This window comes from Kosakonia sacchari SP1, from assembly GCF_000300455.3.
GTDB classification, from domain to species: Bacteria; Pseudomonadota; Gammaproteobacteria; order Enterobacterales; family Enterobacteriaceae; genus Kosakonia; species Kosakonia sacchari.
Genome location: NZ_CP007215.2, coordinates 4,495,772 through 4,516,327 on the forward strand (window position 1 = coordinate 4,495,772; position 20,556 = coordinate 4,516,327).

The window sequence follows — 20,556 nt, forward strand, 5'->3', positions numbered from 1 at the left end:
CCATCAGCTTAACGCAAAGAAACCGGGCTGTGGGCAAAAAAATGGGCAACCGAAGTTGCCCATTGTGTAAAGATTTACGCTCAACGTCCTCTGCCCACAGGAAGAGGAAACGCGATGTCAGATTGCCCAGCCGCCCGCATAGAAAGCCACCAGCGCGATAGCAATCACCACGGTGCCGATATTCAGCTTGCGCCACTCACCGGATACCACGCGGCCAATCACCAGCGAAGCAAAACCGATCATGATGCCGGTTACGATGTTGCAGGTCAGCACGATAAACACGGCAGTAATCAGGCCCGCCATCGCGTCAACGAAATCGGCAAAATCAATTTTCGCCACGTTGCTCAGCATCAGCAGGCCAACGTACATCAGCGCCGGTGCCGTTGCGTAAGCCGGAACCAGGTAAGAGAGCGGAGAGAGGAACAGGATCAGCAGGAACAGTACGCCCACGGTGATCGCCGTCAGGCCGGTTTTACCGCCTGCCGCCGTACCGGCCGCAGATTCGATATAGACCGCCGCAGGTGCAGCACCCACTAAACCGGAGAAAACGCTGCTCAGGGAGTCGGTGGTCAGCGCTTTGCCGCCATCGATAATCTGGCCGTCTTTACCCAGCAAGTTTGCCTGGCCCGCTACCGCACGGATAGTGCCGGTGGCGTCAAATACCGCCGTCATCACCAGCGCCAGCACGCTTGGCAGCACCACCGGGTTCAGCGCGCCGACGATATCCAGGCTGCCGATCAGCGAGTTGCCTTTGTCATCGCTGAGCGACGGCATGGCGAAAATGCCAGAAAAATGTACGTTCGGGTCGAAAATCAGCCCCACAATCGACACACCGATAATGGTCAGCAGAATGCCGCCCGGCACTTTCAGTTTTTCCAGGCCGATAATCACCGCCAGACCAATCAGCGACATGATCACCGGGAAGCTGGCAAAGTGGCCGAGAGTCACCGGCAGGCCGTCCAGCGGGTTCTTAATAACCAGACCCACGCCGTTAGCCGCGATCAGCAGCAGAAACAGGCCGATACCAATACCGGTGCCATGCGCAACACCCTGCGGCAGGTTGCGCAGGATCCAGCTACGAATGCCGGTGGCAGAGATAACCGTAAACAGCACACCCATCAGGAACACCGCGCCAAGCGCGACCGGTACGCTGATATGCTGACCCAGCACCAGGCTGAACGCGGTAAAGGCGGTCAGAGAGATAGCGCAACCGATAGCCAGCGGCAGATTCGCCCACAGGCCCATCACGATGGAGCCAACACCGGCTACCAGGCAGGTGGCGACAAATACCGCAGCCGGTGGGAAACCGGCTTTACCCAGCATGCCAGGTACGACGATGACCGAATAGACCATCGCCAGGAAGGTGGTTAAACCGGCAACGATTTCCTGACGAACCGTGCTACCACGGGCAGAAATTTTAAACAGTGCGTCAAGCGAACCGCCGGTACGCGCAGAAGGCGTAGACATAGAAACATCCCCTGAGAATTTTATTGTGCGTTGGTATGCGTGGTGGACAGTCCACTGCCGGTTAAACGTCATCTCCCTGTGCTGCGTTGTGACAAGGGGCCACAAAAAAGCAAACGTTTAACTCCGCGCATACAACGGTTGGTCGAAAAAAGGCAAACGATTATCCAGCGTTTATATGGCGCTTTTCAACTGAACTTTGCCGCTTTTCGCTAAATTTCACGCGAAGCGGCGAAGAAGTGGGCGGCGGATGCGCAAACGTTATCGTCGGTGCGCAACTTTGCAACATTTGCCGATCATGTTTAGCTACCAGGCAGATCAAATGGCCCACCCTGCACAATGGCGCGCTGCCATGCCGGACGCATCTCGACCCGTTTTTTCCACGCGCGTAAGTTGGGCAAATCCTCCACACCACCGCGAGCCAACAGCGCAAATACCGGGAAACTCATCTGAATATCGGCCATGCTCAGTTGGTTTCCTGCAAACCAGCTTTTCTGCGCCAGTTCGCCTTCAATAAAGCGCGCATGGTTTTCAATTTGCTGTTTCAGGAACGCTTTATCGACACCCTTAGCGAGGAGTTTGCCAACACTGCGTATCCCGAACGGCACCGGGGGTTTGCCCAGGCTGCTCATCACCAGCTTCATTAATAGCACGGGCATCAGCGAACCTTCGGCATAGTGCAGCCAGAAACGGTAATCCAGCTTCTGTTTTGTCTCCTGCGGTTTAAAGCGCTGCTGTGGATCGTAGGTTTCCTGCAAATATTCGAGGATCGCCCCGGATTCGGCGAGGATTAGCCCTTCATCTTCCACTACCGGTGACTTGCCGAGCGGGTGCACTTTTTTCAGGGATTCCGGTGCCAGCATCGTTTTTTCTCGCTGGTAACGGACAATTTGATACGGCACGCCCAATTCTTCTAAAGCCCAGAGCACACGCTGGGAGCGCGACTGATTAAGGTGATGCACCGTAAGCATGTTTTTCTCCAGAGAATTCATACACATTAACTATAGAAAACCTACACTTGCAGCGGTGAAAAAAAAGACAAAAATAATTGCTCAAAAAAGTAGCAGTTTCACGATACTGGCCTACACTAAAAGTGTCGGCACAACCCGGAACCTCAAACATACTGAGGGGTGCTGGTGTCGGGGGAAACCCTCCCGTAACAGAGCGGGATAGAGAGAAAGACAAAGACCGGAAAACGACTAAAGCGCCCCAACGGGCGCTTTAGTTTTTTGTACGTTTCAATCGTCTTCCAGCAGGCGCGCGCCAGTGCCCTGCTGCCCAAGTTGGTCGCCGGGGTTACGCAGTGGACAATCGCTACGCGACAAACAGCCGCAGCCGATACAACCATCCAGCTCATCGCGTAATGCCACCAGCGTATGGATACGCCGGTCCAGCTCTTCGCGCCACTGTGACGACAGCTGTTTCCACTCTTTCTTGCTTAGCGTATGCCCTTCCGGCAGCACACCAAATGCGTCGCCGATGGTCGCCAGCGGAATACCAATGCGCTGAGCAATCTTAATGATTGCCACATAGCGCAGCACATCACGTGTATAGCGCCGTTGATTGCCGGTGTTACGGGTACTTTTGATTAAGCCTTTGCTCTCATAAAAGTGCAGCGCAGAGACGGCAACCCCGCTGCGCTTCGCCACTTCACCGGGGCTGAGTAAGGCTTTAATACGTGGCGTTTTCTTTTCCATAAAACCTCTTTACCTCAAGTTAACTTGAGGAATTATACTCGCTTCCAGACAAAACGACGAATCGGGAAACGAGGAAGCCATATGTCCCATCAGCAAATTATTCAGACACTTATTGAATGGATTGATGAACATATCGACCAACCAATGAACATTGATGTAGTCGCCAGAAAGTCAGGTTATTCGAAGTGGTATCTACAGAGGATGTTCCGCACCGTGATGCATCAAACGCTGGGTGACTACATTCGCCAGCGCCGTTTACTGCTGGCAGCGGAAGCGCTGCGAACCACGCAGCGACCTATTTTTGATATCGCGATGGATTTGGGATATGTCTCGCAGCAGACATTTTCACGCGTCTTTCGCCGGGAGTTTGATCGCACCCCCAGCGATTACCGGCACCAGGCCTGATGGCCTATTACTTTAACGAAGGCGGCTGCTGTACCCAGCGTTTAAATTCCTGTGACGGCAGCGCCTTTGCAAAGTGCCAACCCTGACAGAACTGCACGCCACGTTTTAACAACCAGGTGACCTGCTCCGCCGTCTCGACCCCTTCCGCAATAATCTTCAGACGCAGGCTCTGCGCCATCTCAATAATGTGTTCAGCAATCAGATGGCTGGTACTGTTAGTCGTCAGCGTATCAATAAAAGATTTGTCGATTTTCAGGATATCGACATTCAGCGAGTACAGGTTGTGCAAATTGGAATAACCGGTACCGAAATCATCAATCGCCACTTCGTAACCCGCCTGGCGAAACGCCTGAATAACCGGCGTGGTTTTCGGCACATCAATAAACCCGCGCTCGGTCACTTCAATCTTAATCTGCTCGGCGCGCACCGCATGCATTTGCGCTTTATTGGCAATCAATGAGATCAGTCGCGAGGAGTGAAAATCAGCGGCGGAGAGGTTAATCGAGATATAAAGGTGCGGCACCATTGCCAGGAAATCGCCCAAATCGCTGAACAATTCATCGACGACATAATCAGTAATACGCTCAATCATGCCCTCTTTTTCTGCCAGCGGAATAAACTCCGCCGGGCTCATGACCGGCCCATTAAACCCCGGCCAGCGCAACAACGCTTCCGCGCCAACGCAGGTGCCATTTTTGATATCGATAATAGGTTGGTAATGAAGGCGAAGCTGGCGTCGGGTTAACGCCCGGTGGAGCATACGGCGTGGAGAGTTAAACTCCTGCCGTGTTCGCGACCATATTAATAGCAGAATAACGCTACCAATCACGCCCAATGGCAGCGTTAATGTGGCCTGGTGATAAAGCGCCTGAAAATAGTGGTCACTCGATGTCGAAACAATAATCGCGATCGGACGATTCTCCGAACGCGCAATGGTATAAAAGCGCTGACCTTGCTGGAATGTTAAATCGTCGGTGCGTAACAGCGTAGCTAACTTATCAAGATGGGCATTCTGGCTGACGGAAAAAAACTGTCGCGTAACGGTATCATAAATACCGTAAGCCAGATCAGTATTGTCTGATGCCACATCGCTGTAAGTGAGCGGATTAATCACTGCGACATAATTTCCGCGCTGCATGTACACCATCTTGTAGCCTGCGTAAAAAGGCGTATCTCGATAGTAATAAATGGCGATATCGGGCGCGCGTTTATAATCCGCTGGTGAAATAGCATACGATTGCGTGGGCGTTATTACGCTCGAACATAAAAAGTGGTCGCCACGAGCATAAATTAAATCCGAAACATACATGCTGCTGCGGACGATATTGAGCATGGCCGCGCGATGTTCCGGCGCACAAATTTGTCCGTGGTATTTTTCCGCCGCGCTGCGAACCGTATCCACTTGCTGGATAACGCGTTCCGTTTTATTTAGCGCTAACTGGGCAAACGATTGAAGCTGGGTACTCGTTTCTTTCACCGCACGAATATGCGCAAACCATAGCGACAACATCAGCGGTAGAAGAACTACCGTGATGAGCACGACGACGCTGAGCATCTTGCGACGCACGCTATGATTCATGTCCGCCTATATCCATGCATTTAAAGTGCCTTTTTAATGTTTGGCAGGATGCTTTGATAAACAGGTGATTACGTTGCATGAATCAAACGACATTAGCAACTGACTTTTCTCATTAAAAACCTAATATTTGGTTATGACCAAAATACGCGACCATAAAGCAAACTCAGAGTGTGCCCAATGTTTATATTAAGGAAAATATTAATCCATTCGTATGGGGGTGTTTTAAGTTAATACAACAGAGTATCGCTGATTAAGCTAAACTGGCCGCAGGATAAAAAAAGGTGCGCCATTCGGGTATTTTTTCATCTGTCGTTGAGAAGTCTTCATAATTTCTTCTTTATTTATAAAAAAGCGCCAACCACCACGGTTTTACTGCGCCCTGCACGTTTCGCATCGTACAAAGCGTTATCCGCAAGCGTAAGTAAAACTGAAGTATCGGACTCTTCACCGGTGACGAATACTAAACCAGCGCTAAAGGATAAGGCTATCTTTTCACCATTACTAAACAATGGATTTCGCGCCAGTGACGCGCGAATCTTTTGGCTAAAACGCAGCGCCATTTTACTGTCGGTATGCGGCATTAAAATCAGAAATTCCTCACCGCCTAAACGACCAAAAATATACGATGGATCGCAATGTTCGCGGATCTGATCGCAAAAATGGATCAGTGCGGCGTCACCCGTTAAATGCCCCCAGCGATCATTGATATTTTTAAAATAATCCAGATCCAGCATCAGCAGGCTGAAGTGGCTGCGCGGCTCGTCCGGCCGACACGACACCAGCGCCTCTTTTAACTTCCGCAACATAGAGAAACGATTATAGCAGCCAGTCAGATCGTCAATGGTGGCTTTCATTTCCAGCTGCCGCTCCGCTTTTTTACGCTCGGTAATATCAAGCCCGATGCTGAGCACCGGGTGATCTGGCAGTTGAATATTCGACCAGAGTACCGTCAGTACCTGGCCATCACGGCGTACCGGGTGCCATTCGTGCATGTCGACGCCCGGCGATGTATTAACCGACGCGCGAACTTTTTGCCGAACCTCGGGATCGGGGAAAAATAACGCTAATGGATCGGCCTGCTGATTGAGCTCATTGATGCTCCAGCCAAATACGCGTTCGCACTCACCATTCCATAATACGCAGCGGTTACTTTTATCAAAAGAGTTCATTAAAACCGGGGCGCGTTCAAATAGTGCTTTATATTGTGTCACTATGCGCTGCATCTCTTTTGCTGTGCGTTCTCTGGCGACAATTTCAGCAAGATAGTTTTTTAGTTTTTCGACCAAAACAATAACGACATTTTTCACAATAGATAAAGAGCTCAAGGGCTGAGGAAATGCCAAAAAGAAATAACCTTCGAGCCCCGACTCTTTATAATTTAACTTACACAAAATACCGCTGCGTAATTTTCTAGCCGATATTTCTTGATGCGGAAATAATAAATCGCCGGCATGCCGCCGCCAGCAAATGACTCGCCAGGCGCGCTGATGTCGTTGCAGTTGAGACTGCTCAAGGAAGGTTTGTACATCCTGCAGCGTGCAGCCCGGCGTACCAGCGCTGACGAGCTGCCATGCGTCATCCTGCCGGATAACCACCCAAGCAAGTGTGGATCCAAGTGCCGCATTGATTGCGCGTAATATCTCTTCCATTGAACGTTGCGCGGTGAGCCAGGGCATCAACCTTACCAGAACCGACAACGCCGCATCGGCATCCTCCGGCGGCACGGCGGAATTTTCTATTTTCATATTTTTTCATTCGCAGGTTATAAAACGCGAAACCAGCTTCAAATGATGTCATCAGGAAAAAAGAAGAGGCGGCCATCAATTCAGTTAGCGCAACTGCACGCGCAAATATCTTCTTCACGCATGAAAAACGTGATGAAAAAGAATATATCGATAAAGATCAAAACCCTGAATCATCATTCACAGGCTAATAAGATTTTCCTCAAAAGCATAATATATGCGACACAAGCTGTAAACGTTGTGGCAATTAGGATGCTAAATATCACTCAAATGTATTAGATGGAAAAAACATTAATCCCTCCGCACGCATAAATATATCGGCAGTATATTTACGAATGAAACACAGCTATCACGATGCAAAAAGCACGCTTTTTGTACTGGCGAATAAATCAGCAAATGTGATATAATTCACATATTCTTGAAACGAAAAACACCGTTTCAATTCGTTGTGTTATTCGCGGATCTTCAGCATTGCCACTCGCGCAGTGTGCTTATCCGCCTGGTATTCGGTTCTTTCTGAGGATGGTTTGATGGCTACCTTTACCGCCAGCGTTGTGCTTCTCCGCTGGCAGTTACTGAGTGCAGTGTTGATGTTTATGGCCAGTACGCTGAACATTCGTTTCCGTCGTGCTGATTATATTGGCCTGGCGGTGATCAGCAGCGGCATGGGCTTAGCGGCAGCATGCTGGTTCGCTACCGGTTTGTTGGGCATTACGGTGATGGATCTCGCCACGACCTGGCACAACCTGCTCGTCGTTATGGAAGAGATCGCGCAAAAAGCGCCACCCGAGTGGCCGATGATCGTAACGTGATTGTTTAAAGCGCCTGCGGGCGCTTTTTTATTTCCTCGGGTGTTCGTTTTTCTACGCAATGCACTTTCGCATAAAAATAAACAACATATCAGCGCCAGTCGCCGATCTTTGCCGCCCGTGGTAACCGCATAAAGAGACTAGCATCCCTTCGCTTTCAACACTGTTCGGGCGGAGAAGCCGCATTTGATTACCTGCGGGCTCGCTAAGCAGGAACGCCCACTTGCCGAGCCAGGGCGTAAAAAATATAGATGCCCGATAAGACTCTGCTTAGCGGGCATCTGTGTTTTACGTCAGCACAACGATTTTACTCAAGGATGCGAGCTTCCCATGGTCGCCAGAGCGGATGGAATTTTTGCGGTTGGTAGTGCGTCGTTTCGCGCTCGCCGAAATGGAACAGTGCATCCATCTCATTTTTGATGACGACAATATTGGAACCATCCGCGCGCCCGCCAATGGTCACCGAACCGTGATAGCCCTTTACCGGCACGCCGGTATAATTCGCCAGTTTTTGTGCGAAAGCATCAATCCCGCCCTCGCCACTGTGGCAGCTTAAACAGCGGATATTTTTAAACTTCACCTCCCCGGCAAGCTCCAGCGTATCCATTGCCACATCAAACGGCGCTTTAACTCCACCGGCGACTTGCAGGCCCGTGGTGCTGTCACCCTTTGGCGTAAACACACCGTGGCCGATGATATTCAACCGCGGTTCGCCTTTATAGCTGTCGGTGAAAAACATATACATATTCGGATCATTTAAGGGGCCGTCGCGACGCACAATATTGATTTCACCGGATAATGTCACCGCTCCCATTTCTTTCTCACCCACATCGTCGCCCACTTTGGCAATTTCAGCGAATTGTTTGATGTTGAGTTTTGATGACGCCATGGGATCGGAAAAATTTTTTCCTCCCGCTTGCGGTAATGAAACATGCAATACGTCCGGGCCAGAGGCGTCAGGTATGGCGTGGCTTAACGGCTTACTGGTGGAAACGTTCGCTTCCGTAGCTGGATTTAATGGCCTTGCCACCGCCATTTTCGACTCCGCAATAGCGACGTTGATTTCACCGTGCGGACCTTTAGCTGTGCCAGAAGGTCGTTCAGTAAGCCGCGCCGCGCCCGCACCGGGAAGCGATCGCACTCCGCCCGGGAATTCCGGCAGCGGCCCGCCCAACACCGCGCCGAGGAAAATCTCCTGCAAACTTTCCCCCAGCGTGGGCAACGGTATTTTGCCTTCATCTTTGGGTACGCGGGAAAGATCGGCCTGTTTATCACCAGTTCGCCATGAATAATGCCGCTGCTGAAACGCCTGGAAAGTCTCCTTTGCCGGCGTATAGGCAGGCTCTAGCTGCACCGCTCTGAGCGTTTTGTCTGCGTAAGGCGAAATATCATAGGGTTTAAAAACATCAATTGCTGCCGGGCCTTTAATGTCCATGCGCGCACCTTTAATAGGGGTTGTCTGGCGTCATTGCCGTTGATTAAGTGGCTCGATGGACGACTTTCGCGGCGTTAAGGTGCAATTATTTCCCCAGTTTCGACAGCATTTCCGGGCGCATAAATTTATGGATAACCAGCATAAACAGCACCGATGGCACCAGCAGGATCAGCGCGGTGATAGATGATACCTGATAGTTGCCCGACATACTGGCGGTATAGAGCAAAATGGGCAGAGTGGTGATATCAGGCGCGCCGACAAAAAAGGTGGCGGTAAACTCATCCAGCGATTCCAGGAACACAAAAATGCTCGCGGCAATCAACCCAGGAGCGGCCTGCGGCAAAATGATATGGAAAAACGTGTAAACCGACCCGGCACCCAGATTGCGCGAAGCGCGCGCCAGCAGCGGGTCAAGCGCCGAGAACGCCGCCACGCTAATCCAGATCGAGTACATCAGGCCATGAACGCTATGCACCAGCACCACGCCCACAATCGTGCCGTTTAGCCCCCACTGATAAAAGAGTCGCGCCACGTTCATATACACCGTCAGATTGGGAAACGCCTGCGGGATGAGAAACAGCAGCATAAAAAAGGCGCGACAGGGCATGGATCGGTGCGACAGCGCGTAACCCGCCGGAATAGAAATCAACAGGCAAACCAGCACCGATAGCACGGCGATCAACACGCTAATAGAGAGTGATCCCGATACATCGCTGTAAGGGCTAAACACCTGGCTCCAGTACTTTAATCCCCACTGGCTCGGCAAGGTGTGCGGGAAAAACCAGCTCTCCGCCACCGTCCAGATAAGCAGGTTCAACAGCGGGCCAAACAGCGCCAGTACCAGAAAAGTGAGCAACAGCGTTTGCAGCAGAAAACTGCCGTGGAGTTTTTGTCGAAACGTGGTCATCGCTACGCTCCTTTCGCATGCAGGCTATGACGCAAATAGAACCAGGAGAGCGCCGCGCAAATCAGATAGGAGATCACGCCCATCGCATTCGCCACCGGGTAATCGCCGTAAGAGTTAACACGAAACGCCATATCGACGGTCATCATGGTTGGCGTGCCGGTGCCAATCATCAGCGGCACGGAGAGCACCGACATCATCGTCACCGTGGAGAGCACCATCGCCACGCCAATCGTCGGCAGCACCTGCGGTAAAATGATATCGAACAGGATGCGTAAGCGCGACGCGCCGAGATTTTTTGCCGCCAGCATATGCGACGGTTCCACCGCCGACATCGCGCCGCAAATCAGTAATGTCGAGAACGCCATCTGCTTCCAGACAAAGGTAATAATGATCCCGCTCCAGCCCAGCAGCGAGGTGATGTCCATTGGCGTTAACAGCCCGCTCGCCACCAGCACATTGTTCATCAGGCCGTTTTTGGCGAGGAAGGTGCGCATCATCTGCGCGGTAACAATAAAAGGAATAAACAGCGGCAGGCGGTATAAAAATGCCAGCGTCTTAACGATGCCGCGAAACGGCGACAGCACAATAATGGCGGAAATCGTTATCGACAGCAGCGCCAGTATTACCAGTGAAACCAGCACGATAAGCACGGTAAAGAGAATATCGTTCGAGTAAAGCGCAAAGACTTTAGCAAAGTGCGCCAGCGTGAACGACTGCGTATCACTGGTGAACGCCGAGATCAGCGAAAAACCCAGCGGCCAGAGGAAAAAGAGGGCTATCAGCAGCGTCGCCGGGCCAACCAGTAAGCAGTATTTAAAGACGTGTCGCATGGTGAACCTGAATAATCACAGCAAAAAAATGCCCGGGCGAAATGCCCAGGCACATCCGTCTATCAGTTAGAAACCAGGCTCTCATAGCCCTCTTTGATATCGTCAAAGTACGGCGTGATCGGGAAACTTTTGCCATATTTGGCTAAATCATCCGGCGAAATTTCCGCAAACAGTTTCTGCCAGGTCGCGGCGTCCAGCTTCGCTTTCACGTATTTCGCGTCGATGCCCGGATACCAGTTGAACTGCTTCACAATACCCTGCGCCTGCACCTCCGGGCTGGTCGCCAGCGCGATAAACTCCTGCGCCAGTTTGCCCTGCGCAGCGTGTGCCGGAACGACGTAATACATCGGCTGGCCCGGCATCCCCGGAGAGATTAACGCCAGTTTGATCGACGGCGGCACTTTGCCCTGATCTTTCCAGCTATAGAACATATCCACCCACACCGGCCCCATGGTGATTTCGCCCCGGCTGAGCATATCCAGCGTCCCGGCGTTACCCGGCGTGAAGGTGACGTTTTTGTTGAATTCCTTCAATTTGGCGAACGCCTGGCTCCAGCTTTTTTCCACGCCTTTGTCATACGGCAGCGCGGAAAGACGGGCCGCGTCGGTGCCGTAAGCGTAAATCCAGCCGACCACAAAGCTGACGCCGGACATGCCGTTTTTAATGCCGTTATAGCCAAAGGCTTGCGGGTTTTTCTGCGACCACTGCACCAGCTCGTCGTAGGATTTCGGCGGGGTTTTAATCAGATCGCTGTTATACGCGATAGCGGTCTGGCTTAAAAACATCGGCATCACGTAGCCGTCAACGTTCACGCCAAGCGCGTTTTTGGCGTTCCCGGCCGTCACCATCGAACCGGTGTTGATGGACGAGCGGTATTTCTCCAGTAGCCCTTTTTCTACCAGTTGACCACCCGCCGCCTGGTGCACTACCGCAACGTCGATATCCCAGCTTTTCGCGCCGCTCTGTTGTTGCGCCGTCAGTTTCTCGACAATCTTGTTCGAACCGGCATCGCCCGGCCCGGTGCCGACCACCTGCACTTTCACGCCCGGATGGGCGGCTTCAAACTTTGGCCCCAGCCAGGTTTTAACGTAGTCGACCATATTTTGATCGCCCGCCGTCGCCACATTGAGCACCGTTTCGGCGCTGGCGGTCTGGACGCCATAACCCAAACAGAGTGCGGCTATCACAGCAAGTTTCGTGTTTACGGACATGATGTTTCCCCAGAAAAAGAGTGTGTTGGTTGGCTTAAGACGTTGCAAAAACATGCAGCGCCGTTTCCGGCACATGCAAAATCACCGGCGTTCGGGCAGGCCAGAACTGTGTGGAATCTGCGAGAAAAACCTGCCCATCACAGCGCACGCTGTGACGATACTGATGGCCGAGAAATGCGCTCTCTTCCACCACGCCATTCAGCACCAGGCCCGGCTGCTCCGGCGGCGTTAACGGGCGGTACATGTTGACGTCCGAACTGCGGAAATAGAGCGTTTCCCCGCCCGCATCAGCCCGCGTCATGCAGTTATCCGCGCCCATAAAATCGGCGGCAAACGGTGTTGCCGGGCGGTGATAAATATCTTCCGGCGTGCCCATTTGTTCGATACGCCCGTTGTTCAGTACCGCAATTCTGTCGGCCATCACCAGCGCCTCTTGCTGATCGTGCGTAACGATTAACGAGGTAAAACCGAGTTTTTTCTGTAGCGCTTTGATCTCATGGCGTACGTTGAGGCGCACTTTGGCGTCCAGGTTCGACAGCGGCTCATCGAGCACCAGCACATCCGGCTCAATGGCTAATGCGCGCGCCAGCGCCACGCGCTGACGCTGGCCGCCGGAAAGCGCCGTCACTTTTATATCTGCATAATTTTCAAGGTTGACGATTTTTAATAATTCCTGCACGCGTTGCGCAATCGCCTCTTTTTTAACGCGCCGGACTTTTAAGCCATAACCAATATTTTGCGCGACGGTAAAATGCGGCCATAAGGCGTAACTCTGAAACACCATGGTAATATTTCGCTGCTCCGGCGTGCTGTAAGTAATATCTCTACCGTTAACGGAAATACCACCAGAACGCACCGGAATAAAACCGCACAACGCATTGAGTAACGTGGTTTTTCCGCAGCCAGACGGCCCAAGCAGCGCAATCATTTCGCCCTTTTCCACAGCGAGATGAATATCGTGAAGAACGATATTTTCGCCATAGCCGATTTTCAGTTTTTCAATCTGTAAATAACTCACGGGCGTTCCTTTCTTCAACTTTTCTTTCACCGATGAACACGTGTTCATTTATTTGCAAAAAAAATGCAACGTTGCACCGACATTATGTGAGCCTACTTTGTCGGCTATTTGTGACAATTTGATTAAGTCCGCGATAATTTTGGTGGGGCGAAATGAAAATAGATGTTCTGGGCTGTGGTAGCGCGTTCTCGATGCAGCAAAACACCTCGGCAATTCGCGTTATCGATAACGAAAACCGCCAGTTGCTGATCGATTGTGGCCCGACAATCCCGCGCGCGCTGTGGCAACGCGGCGGCGACGTAAACGACATCGATGCCATTTACTTCACCCACGTTCACCCGGATCATTGCACCGGGCTCACTGCGCTGCTGAATTACTGGAAAAGTTTTCAGCGCCGTAAACCGCTGATCATCTGGTCGCAGCGTGAACAGCGCCCGGTGCTGATAAAACTGGCAAGCCTTGCTAACTGGCCGGAAAGCAGTCTCTGTTTCGACATTGACTGGCGCGACAGCGAAGCCGAATGGCGGTGGCAAGACTGGCAGATGCACACCGCGTTTACTCATCATGAACTCGCCAATCTCGCGCTGCGTATTGAAGCGGACGGACACACTCTGTTCTACAGTGGCGACGGACGCCCGACGCCGGAAAGCATCGCGCTGATGCACAACGCGAATCTGGCGTTTCAGGAGTGCGCTTCAGCAACGGCGCTACCCAATGACGCCTCACACGGTGACTTTCCCGGCTGCCTGGCGCTGTTCGAACAATTGCGCTTACCGCGCCTGGGGTTGTACCACTGCAACGACGCCGCCTTGCCCGCACTTGAACAGGCTTGCGCGCCCTATCCAGGCTTGTTTCTCAGCCACGATGGTTTCGCCACCGATCTCAGCCGCCGCGCGGAGGAGAAGGTGTGAGCCAGACGTTACGCAAACAAGCAGTGACCGCCGAAGACGTGGCGAAACGCGCGGGCGTCTCCCGCGCCGTGGTATCACGCGCGCTCAGCAGCAACGGCAGTATTTCGCCCGCGACCAAAGAGAAAGTGCTGCGTGCCGCGCAAGAGCTTGGCTACCAGGTCAATTTCCTCGCCCAGGGGCTTAACCGTCAGCGCAGCCACTTGATTGGCGTGATTGTCGCGCGTATTGGCGACCCGTTTCGCAGCAGCCTGCTGGAAGGCTTGCTGCATGAAATTCAGCGCCGTGGCTACCAGGCGCTGGTCGCGGAGATCACCGGCGAGCAGGATCTGGTCACCACGCTGCGCCGGTTTACCCAGTTTCGCGTCTCCGGCGTGATCGTCACCTCCGGCCAACCACCAGAAGCGATTGTTAACGAGTGCGTCAGCCAGCGCATTCCGGTCGTCGGCATCAACCGCCACCCGGATATTCCATTTGTCGATTTCGTCTGCTCCGACAACGTTTCCGGCGCACGCCTGGCCGCTGAACAGCTTTATCGCTCCGGCTGCCGCCGTTTTGGCTGGCTCAACAATTGCGGATCGACCTGGGCGGGTATTCAGCGCGGCGAGGCTTTTTTCCAGGTGTTGCAGCAACTCGGCGTCGATACTCAGCAGCAGGTACGTTGGTTTGACGCGCGTGAAGAGGGTTACGACGGCGGCTTTCAGGTCGCGCAGGAGAGCGGCGCGGATCTGCCGGAGGGCATATTTTGCGCCAACGCGCAGCTGGCCTGCGGTTTTCTCGACGGTATGCGACAGCGCGGCAAATCCGCACCGGCTGATTTTCACCTGATAGGTTTTGATAACACGCCGCAGAGCGGTCAGTTCAGCTACCAGTTGACCACGCTGCATCAGGATGTGGCGGAAATCGCGAACCGGGCGCTGACGCGCTTGCTGGAGCGGGCGAAAAATCCTTTACAGCCTTCCCGCGTTGAGTGGGTTAAGGTGAAACTGATTTACCGACAAACCTCGCCACAGATTGGCTAAGAGTCCAGATATGAGAGAAGAGTTTACCCAGGCGCTGTGCGCGCTGATTCGTCGTCTCGGTCAGCAGGCGAAACAGCTCCGTGACAACGGGCTGACCATCGAACAAAAAGGCCGCCAGGATTTTGTCTCCCAGGCGGATGTGTATGTTGAAACCGAATTACGCGCCTGGCTGAAAGCCGAACGCCCGCAGGACGGCCTGCTGGGTGAGGAACGCGGGCTGGAGCCAGGCAGCGACGGCATATGGGTGATCGACCCGATTGATGGCACCACCAATTTTATTCTCGGCATGGATTACTGGTGCATTTCGGTTGCTTACGTGCGCGATGAAGCCATTAAGCTGGGGGTGATTTACGCCCCGGATCGCGATGAGTTTTTCTTCGCCGAAAGCGGCAAAGGTGCGTTCTTAAATGGCAAACGCCTAAGCCTGAGCGAGCCGGACGCCGACGCGGTGGTGCTTGGCATTGGCCGCTCCAGCCGCAGGCCGCCGCGTGAATATACCCAGACCATTGAAACCCTGTTTGAGCACGGTGTGGAACATCGCCGCTTTGGCGCGGGTGCGCTGATGCTGGCGCACGTTGCCGCAGGACAGGTGCATGGTTATTTCGAAGCGCACCTGCACAGTTGGGATGCGCTGGCAGGGCTTATCATCATTAAAGAGGCGGGCGGGATGCATAACGATTTTCTCGCCAACAATGGGCTAACGCAGGGCAATAACGCCTGGGCGGCAACGCCGCACGTGTGGCGGCGTCTGCAACCGATTTTGCTGCCAAAGGGTTAAACCCGGTTGCTCAGGAAAACGGCTCATTCGCGCCGTTCTTCTGCCGGGTATTCGTAGTGAACCGCCAGCCAGATGGTCGGCGGTTCGGCACGCGTCCAGTTCACCCGGTGACGGCAATGCGCGGGAATATTTACGAAATCCCCCACCTGCAATACCCGCTCTTGCGCTTCGCCTTCAAGTTGTAAACCGGCGGCCCCCTGCAGTATCAGCACCCATTCGCTCTGCGGCTGGCAGTACCAAAAGTCAGGCGGGCTGGCCTGCCCGGTAGAGACAATACGCTCGATTTTCACATCCGGGCGCAATAGCACAGCTTCGAACGTTTCTGCCTCACCTGCGCTTGCAGCGGCGGCGAAATCACGCAGCAAATTGGTCAGCATCTCATGTGCTCCAAATCGTTAATGCATAAATACGTACCAGCGTGATGTGTTTAATAAAATTGATATTTTTCATCAAATAGAAAACGGCTCCGCAGAGCCGTTTTATTAAAGCGTAATTATTCGCTTAGTGTGTCATTTTCATCTTCACTGACCACAAACCACGGCGTATACATCGTGCGCCGCAGATAACCTTTAGCGGTAACAACCTCTCTTTCACGCCCGAGGGGATCGAAATAGTGCGTGTCGGCATAGAGATCAGTGCGCGCACTGGCGTCCACCACCCATCGCCAGGTATCCAGAAAATAGGGCTGATAGGCGCGAATGGCCTGGCCTTTGTTGTCATACTCTATACGCCCGCTCACAGCCCAGCGGTTATCTGTCTGCACTGTCTCCATAATCAGGGTACCATCCCAATAACGCTGCCAGGCTTCACCCGCTTCGAAGCGAACCGACGTTTGCAACTCCCGGCCAAAACCATCGCTAAACGAGACCGTCTGACGGATCTGCTGCTCTGCGCTGCCGTCCCCCTGATCATAGCGATCGGTAGTAAGCGTCAATACATGCGGGGGTAAACTTCCGCCCCCTTCACTGACATAGACCAGGCACTGCGCCACCGGGAGCGGCGGTGTAAGTGCCAGTGCTTCGTCAACATCGGTTGGCGGGGTGAAATCCGTGTCACTGTAACCGGCTGCCACACCATTTTCGGTGCCGCTAAAGCGTTGACTGGTGACGCGCCCCAGTCCATCAAGCGTGACCTGATGAATGTTGTTGTTCACATCGGTGATTTTAACCGGCGTTAAAAATCGCCAGTCATACTCCGCCTGGGTCGTTAACCCGGCGGCATCCACCACTTTGGTCACAACGCAGTCATACGCATCGTGGGTAAGCGTTATCGCCCCCGTTAAATCGGAATCCCGCACGGTTTGCGGTAGCCAGAAATGCTCTACCGTACCATAGGTGGTGATGTTGCGATGCACGACCCACGCCCCGAGGAACGAGAGCCAGACATATCCGGCCTGTTGCAGCACACTGTCGGTCAGATCCTCTTTCAGCTCGGCGACCATCTCGTCGTCAAGTACCGCCGTTTCAGTAAAGCCGATACGTGGCGGAAAAGCTGGCAGCTCTGAAGTGGGGCTGTCATTGCCATCCAGATACCATGGCTGATACCAGCCCGCGAACGCCTGGCTGGCTGGCGTACCCAGCGGCGCGCCAGAGTGTGTGAGATCCTCCAACGTTAAGCCTGTACCCGGAGCAGAAGAGTAGAGATAAACGTCACTTCTCACCGCATCAACCAGGCCGTTTACCCACCTTCCTGAGGCCATGTCATCAATGCTATACCAATGGTTTTCCTGCCGGGTCACCACCAGTTGCTGCTGCTGGTCGTCGTAACTGGAATCAAACAGCGTCTCCGGTAGCGTATCCGGGTAGGGGCTAGTCGCCGGTTTCGCACGGCGTGGATAATTTAGCGTGAAGGCAAATAACGGTTGACCATACTGATCGCTGGTCAACGTCACCTGCTGGCTGCATTGCGGATCGTTGCTTATCCGCTCATAGGTATAAGTCCGTGTTTCTGCCGTAAGAGGCAAAACAATCGGATAGCAGCCCTCAGTCGCGGCCGCCACCAGACGAACCTGCGGGCGAGACTCACTGACTTGATAAGGGACAGATTGTGCATCGCTGCCGTCAAGACCGTAAAGTTCACTACGCAGCAACATACCTTTTGTTGCACGGCGTAGCCAGAAAGCCTCGTCGTCATCCGCCGCATAGAGCTGTTCATTATCACCATAACCGCTTGTAAAGCGCGCAGCGAAATGGTCAAACGCCCCGTCATCGCCAGACCACCAGCCATCAGGCAGACGATCATCCACCGCCGCCAAACCTGTTGCAAACCAGTGGCGCGTCATCGACGGCTGGCTAATTACTGTTGACGTGCCCTGGCTTGTGAGTGTGTCGGTATCCTGCAGTTCAACAAAACCAAACCCCCTGAACTCACGCTCTTTACCATCCCATGTACCGGAAAGGTAACGGGCAGTACTCACCAGATGATTATGGGTAATGTTGTCGGTCAAATCGGTACGGGAAAGCAGATGCAACGCAAAGGGTAAGTAGCTCGCCGGAACAGGCTTACCCGCGGCTGCCGCTTGCTGTTTCTCATCCAGCCAGAACTGCGCCGAACTGCGATAGGTAAAATCATACTGCGCCCCCATATTGTTCCACATCTGGTTCAGCAGCCAGGGTTTAACCGATGTTAAATGGCAGACATAATGGCGCACTTGCGGGTGTGGCACCGTCAGGATCAGACTGGCGACGCCGAGCCCCTGAATATCCGCGACCTGGAGCTCGCAAGTATTGTCGAAACGCACGCCGTCAGGGAGCGCTATCTGAAAAGGATCTGAAAAGCTATTGCCACACTGATTGATTTGTATAAGCACATAATCTTTGTTCGCATAAATCACATCTGAAGTGCCGGAACCGTCAATATCGGCCAGAAAACACTGTGTAGGGTTAAAGGTAGCTAACCCAAACCACCAATTTGCCATGGTGATAGGTTCGCCAAACTGACCATCTCCAAGGTTAGGCCAATAACGGATCCCCTCTTTTTTTATCTCAACCAGATGCTGCTGTCCGCTGCCGGCCATATCGCTGAATGCAACCAGTACCCGCTCATCAATGCCGGGCACCGGCAAGGTCACACCGGTAGGTTGTATCACGTTCAGTGCTTTTTCCCAGCCATCGCCAGTGCCAGCGTAAAGCCGCACGCTTTTCGGCCCGATTAGCACCAGGTCCGCCAGCCCAGCCCCCGAAACATCTGCAAGCTGAGCGCGAGGGTGCAAATACTCCACCGGATAAGCAGAAAGTGGAGTGAAATTGAGCCAGCCCCGCTCCGGCGTACGCGAGTAGTAGCCATTCACTCCGGCTGACGTGACAACCCACTCCATATAGCCGTCACCATTGAGATCCGCCAGCACACCGCTATCGCGCAATGCGGGAATAACAGGCAAAGGCGTCGGTTCATCCCAGGTAACGGCATTCGCATCACTGCCTGGCTGGCGAACTGGCGGGCGGTACCACCAGGCACCGCTGTCCTGATAGAGGATACCAGCCAACCCTTCGCCATTGAGATCCATTAATTGATAGGGTTGCAGGCTATTGGTATTTGCCAGATCTTTACGCTCTTGCCAGCTATTTTCCGGCCACGGATCGCCGTTAGCGGTTGGATCAAAAATGCTCCATGCAAACTCCACCTTCGGTAGCGAGGTGAACATACTATTCTGTGCCAGACCCGATTGCTGCACGCCAGTAAGCGTGGTCGCCTTGGGGGTTTCTGCATAGCTCAGCGCAAAACGGGAAACCAGTTGTGGGGTACTCTCGGAGGAGCTGCCCCCTAAGGTGCCGGTAAAATGATAGGTCAATATTTGCCGACACAAGCGGCAGGTACGAAGCTCGAAGCCATACTCCCAGCTTGAGAAACAATCCTGGCGGCATACCCAATCACCGGAACCCGGTTCCAGCCAGGCAGGAACGGTAGCGGCATCGGCGGTGCGTTCGCCGTAATCGAATACCACCATAAACAGCCAGTCAGTGAGGGCCGGCGTGGAGGCTAATCCCGCCAAAACACGCCCGGCAACACGGTTGCCGTAGTAGACGGCCGCCAGATAACGTTGTGCCGTTGCATTAGGATGCGCGGTAGTTTCAGAAGTCTCACAGCCGGTCTCATCTTCCGCGCGATAGCTCCAGTAGATCTGCTCGCCGGTTGCCGATACCGATGACTCCAGTAGCCAGATGCCTGCGTTTTCGGGTGTCGCCGGATCGCTGATACGTGCCAGACTGCTGCAACCAAAGAGATAAAGTTGCCCGTCCGGCGTGTACTGCACCCAGAAATCGCGCCCGCCGGAGCCTGCCTCAACCCAGTATTCCAGCCGACTGAAATCACTTTCAATGCGATAACGGTAGCGGTGAACAGTAAAGTCGCTACCGAGAGAAACGCCCAGCAATGCGCTGGCGGTACGCGTACTCGCCGTACCGTCGTCGGCAAGAAACGGGACGATGACCTCCCCGTTCGCCCCAAGGAATTCATCGGTGTCGTTGTAATGGGGTACCCCCTTTTTCGTGCGCCGACGGATGGCAGGATTATCGACACTCCATCCCATACCAAATGGGCCATTACCGGATCGGCTGTAATAACTCAACGACAGTGACGGCGCATATCCCCTGCCGGGGTTTATCGGTAACGGTATACTCAGGGCATTTGCCCCGTCCGGTCCTGCACCGGCGACATCACCTTTTAAGCCAGTGATCGCACCGCCACCTTTCGGTAAAGAAAGGGTTTCAGGTCTGACGTTATCTGTATTTTGCATCGTAGCGCTCCCACAG

17 protein-coding genes are annotated in these 20,556 nt (G+C 53.4%); 5 read left to right on the top strand and 12 right to left on the bottom strand.

Features of this window, described 5'->3' with window-relative positions; translation table 11 throughout:
- Window positions 1-117: 117 nt before the first annotated feature.
- The 3 genes from ghxP to soxR all read right to left on the bottom strand — a co-directional run bounded on the left by ghxP (window position 118) and on the right by soxR (window position 3,161).
- The gene (ghxP, locus tag C813_RS44270) at window positions 118-1,467 is read right to left on the bottom strand and encodes a guanine/hypoxanthine transporter GhxP (RefSeq protein ID WP_017459481.1); all 1,350 of its coding nucleotides are present in this window, start codon (window positions 1,465-1,467) and stop codon (window positions 118-120) included.
- 299 nt (window positions 1,468-1,766) lie between these two features.
- Window positions 1,767-2,435, bottom strand: a complete 669-nt coding sequence (locus C813_RS44275; RefSeq protein ID WP_017459480.1) for a glutathione S-transferase family protein — start codon at window positions 2,433-2,435, stop codon at window positions 1,767-1,769.
- A 267-nt stretch (window positions 2,436-2,702) separates the two neighbouring features.
- Window positions 2,703-3,161, bottom strand: a complete 459-nt coding sequence (gene soxR / locus C813_RS44280) for a redox-sensitive transcriptional activator SoxR (RefSeq protein ID WP_017459479.1) — start codon at window positions 3,159-3,161, stop codon at window positions 2,703-2,705.
- Between the two features lie 81 nt (window positions 3,162-3,242).
- On the opposite strand from soxR, the gene soxS reads away from it, so the two are divergent.
- Entirely contained in the window at window positions 3,243-3,566 is a 324-nt protein-coding gene (gene soxS / locus C813_RS44285) for a superoxide response transcriptional regulator SoxS (protein ID WP_017459478.1), read from the top strand.
- Window positions 3,567-3,573: 7 nt separating this feature from the next.
- Here the strand turns inward: soxS and C813_RS44290 are convergent, their stop codons facing one another.
- Window positions 3,574-5,145 carry an EAL domain-containing protein gene (locus tag C813_RS44290; protein ID WP_017459477.1) on the bottom strand — a complete coding sequence of 524 codons (1,572 nt, stop codon included), beginning with the start codon at window positions 5,143-5,145 and terminating at the stop codon, window positions 3,574-3,576.
- 341 nt (window positions 5,146-5,486) lie between these two features.
- Window positions 5,487-6,890 carry a GGDEF domain-containing protein gene (locus C813_RS44295; protein ID WP_017459476.1) on the bottom strand — a complete coding sequence of 468 codons (1,404 nt, stop codon included), beginning with the start codon at window positions 6,888-6,890 and terminating at the stop codon, window positions 5,487-5,489.
- Window positions 6,891-7,417: 527 nt separating this feature from the next.
- Here C813_RS44295 and C813_RS44300 point away from each other — a divergent pair.
- On the top strand, window positions 7,418-7,699 hold the full coding sequence (locus C813_RS44300) for a YjcB family protein (RefSeq protein ID WP_017459474.1): 282 nt from the start codon (window positions 7,418-7,420) through the stop codon (window positions 7,697-7,699).
- A 304-nt stretch (window positions 7,700-8,003) separates the two neighbouring features.
- Here C813_RS44300 and C813_RS44305 read toward each other — a convergent pair whose 3' ends face one another.
- The 5 genes from C813_RS44305 to C813_RS44325 all read right to left on the bottom strand — a co-directional run bounded on the left by C813_RS44305 (window position 8,004) and on the right by C813_RS44325 (window position 13,097).
- The gene (locus C813_RS44305; RefSeq protein WP_017459473.1) at window positions 8,004-9,131 is read right to left on the bottom strand and encodes a hypothetical protein; all 1,128 of its coding nucleotides are present in this window, start codon (window positions 9,129-9,131) and stop codon (window positions 8,004-8,006) included.
- Between the two features lie 85 nt (window positions 9,132-9,216).
- Window positions 9,217-10,038: an ABC transporter permease gene (locus tag C813_RS44310; RefSeq protein WP_017459472.1), complete on the bottom strand. Its 822-nt coding sequence runs from the start codon at window positions 10,036-10,038 to the stop codon at window positions 9,217-9,219.
- Between the two features lie 2 nt (window positions 10,039-10,040).
- The gene (locus C813_RS44315; protein ID WP_017459471.1) at window positions 10,041-10,868 is read right to left on the bottom strand and encodes an ABC transporter permease; all 828 of its coding nucleotides are present in this window, start codon (window positions 10,866-10,868) and stop codon (window positions 10,041-10,043) included.
- A gap of 62 nt (window positions 10,869-10,930) precedes the next feature.
- Window positions 10,931-12,079 (bottom strand): ABC transporter substrate-binding protein, encoded by a 1,149-nt coding sequence (locus C813_RS44320; protein WP_017459470.1) that lies wholly within the window; start codon window positions 12,077-12,079, stop codon window positions 10,931-10,933.
- 34 nt (window positions 12,080-12,113) lie between these two features.
- Window positions 12,114-13,097, bottom strand: a complete 984-nt coding sequence (locus tag C813_RS44325; protein ID WP_017459469.1) for an ABC transporter ATP-binding protein — start codon at window positions 13,095-13,097, stop codon at window positions 12,114-12,116.
- Between the two features lie 152 nt (window positions 13,098-13,249).
- On the opposite strand from C813_RS44325, the gene C813_RS44330 reads away from it, so the two are divergent.
- From C813_RS44330 to C813_RS44340, 3 genes are read left to right on the top strand one after another with little or no spacing between them, the layout of a single operon-like run.
- Window positions 13,250-14,008, top strand: coding sequence for an MBL fold metallo-hydrolase (locus tag C813_RS44330; protein WP_017459468.1), 759 nt, complete (start codon window positions 13,250-13,252; stop codon window positions 14,006-14,008).
- Window positions 14,005-15,027, top strand: a complete 1,023-nt coding sequence (locus C813_RS44335; protein WP_017459467.1) for a LacI family DNA-binding transcriptional regulator — start codon at window positions 14,005-14,007, stop codon at window positions 15,025-15,027. The genes C813_RS44330 and C813_RS44335 overlap by 4 nt, the downstream gene beginning before the upstream one ends.
- 10 nt (window positions 15,028-15,037) lie before the next feature.
- A complete protein-coding gene (locus C813_RS44340) occupies window positions 15,038-15,805 on the top strand; it encodes an inositol monophosphatase family protein (protein WP_017459466.1) in 768 nt (255 codons plus the stop codon).
- Window positions 15,806-15,828: 23 nt separating this feature from the next.
- Here C813_RS44340 and C813_RS44345 read toward each other — a convergent pair whose 3' ends face one another.
- Both C813_RS44345 and C813_RS44350 read right to left on the bottom strand, forming a co-directional pair.
- The gene (locus C813_RS44345) at window positions 15,829-16,182 is read right to left on the bottom strand and encodes a cupin domain-containing protein (RefSeq protein WP_017459465.1); all 354 of its coding nucleotides are present in this window, start codon (window positions 16,180-16,182) and stop codon (window positions 15,829-15,831) included.
- 116 nt (window positions 16,183-16,298) lie between these two features.
- Window positions 16,299-20,540, bottom strand: a complete 4,242-nt coding sequence (locus C813_RS44350; RefSeq protein ID WP_017459464.1) for a SpvB/TcaC N-terminal domain-containing protein — start codon at window positions 20,538-20,540, stop codon at window positions 16,299-16,301.
- Between the last annotated feature and the right edge of the window lie 16 nt (window positions 20,541-20,556).

What these genes read in the sequence shown, in the direction of transcription:
- C813_RS44275 (WP_017459480.1), bottom strand. Translation starts at nt 2,435, where the DNA reads ATGCTTACGGTGCATCACCTTAATCAGTCGCGCTCCCAGCGTGTGCTC.
- C813_RS44310 (WP_017459472.1), bottom strand. Translation starts at nt 10,038, where the DNA reads ATGACCACGTTTCGACAAAAACTCCACGGCAGTTTTCTGCTGCAAACG.
- C813_RS44305 (WP_017459473.1), bottom strand. Translation starts at nt 9,131, where the DNA reads ATGGACATTAAAGGCCCGGCAGCAATTGATGTTTTTAAACCCTATGAT.
- C813_RS44290 (WP_017459477.1), bottom strand. Translation starts at nt 5,145, where the DNA reads ATGAATCATAGCGTGCGTCGCAAGATGCTCAGCGTCGTCGTGCTCATC.
- C813_RS44300 (WP_017459474.1), top strand. Translation starts at nt 7,418, where the DNA reads ATGGCTACCTTTACCGCCAGCGTTGTGCTTCTCCGCTGGCAGTTACTG.
- C813_RS44340 (WP_017459466.1), top strand. Translation starts at nt 15,038, where the DNA reads ATGAGAGAAGAGTTTACCCAGGCGCTGTGCGCGCTGATTCGTCGTCTC.
- soxS (WP_017459478.1), top strand. Translation starts at nt 3,243, where the DNA reads ATGTCCCATCAGCAAATTATTCAGACACTTATTGAATGGATTGATGAA.
- C813_RS44330 (WP_017459468.1), top strand. Translation starts at nt 13,250, where the DNA reads ATGAAAATAGATGTTCTGGGCTGTGGTAGCGCGTTCTCGATGCAGCAA.
- soxR (WP_017459479.1), bottom strand. Translation starts at nt 3,161, where the DNA reads ATGGAAAAGAAAACGCCACGTATTAAAGCCTTACTCAGCCCCGGTGAA.
- C813_RS44350 (WP_017459464.1), bottom strand. Translation starts at nt 20,540, where the DNA reads ATGCAAAATACAGATAACGTCAGACCTGAAACCCTTTCTTTACCGAAA.
- C813_RS44295 (WP_017459476.1), bottom strand. Translation starts at nt 6,890, where the DNA reads ATGAAAATAGAAAATTCCGCCGTGCCGCCGGAGGATGCCGATGCGGCG.
- C813_RS44315 (WP_017459471.1), bottom strand. Translation starts at nt 10,868, where the DNA reads ATGCGACACGTCTTTAAATACTGCTTACTGGTTGGCCCGGCGACGCTG.
- C813_RS44320 (WP_017459470.1), bottom strand. Translation starts at nt 12,079, where the DNA reads ATGTCCGTAAACACGAAACTTGCTGTGATAGCCGCACTCTGTTTGGGT.
- C813_RS44345 (WP_017459465.1), bottom strand. Translation starts at nt 16,182, where the DNA reads ATGCTGACCAATTTGCTGCGTGATTTCGCCGCCGCTGCAAGCGCAGGT.
- ghxP (WP_017459481.1), bottom strand. Translation starts at nt 1,467, where the DNA reads ATGTCTACGCCTTCTGCGCGTACCGGCGGTTCGCTTGACGCACTGTTT.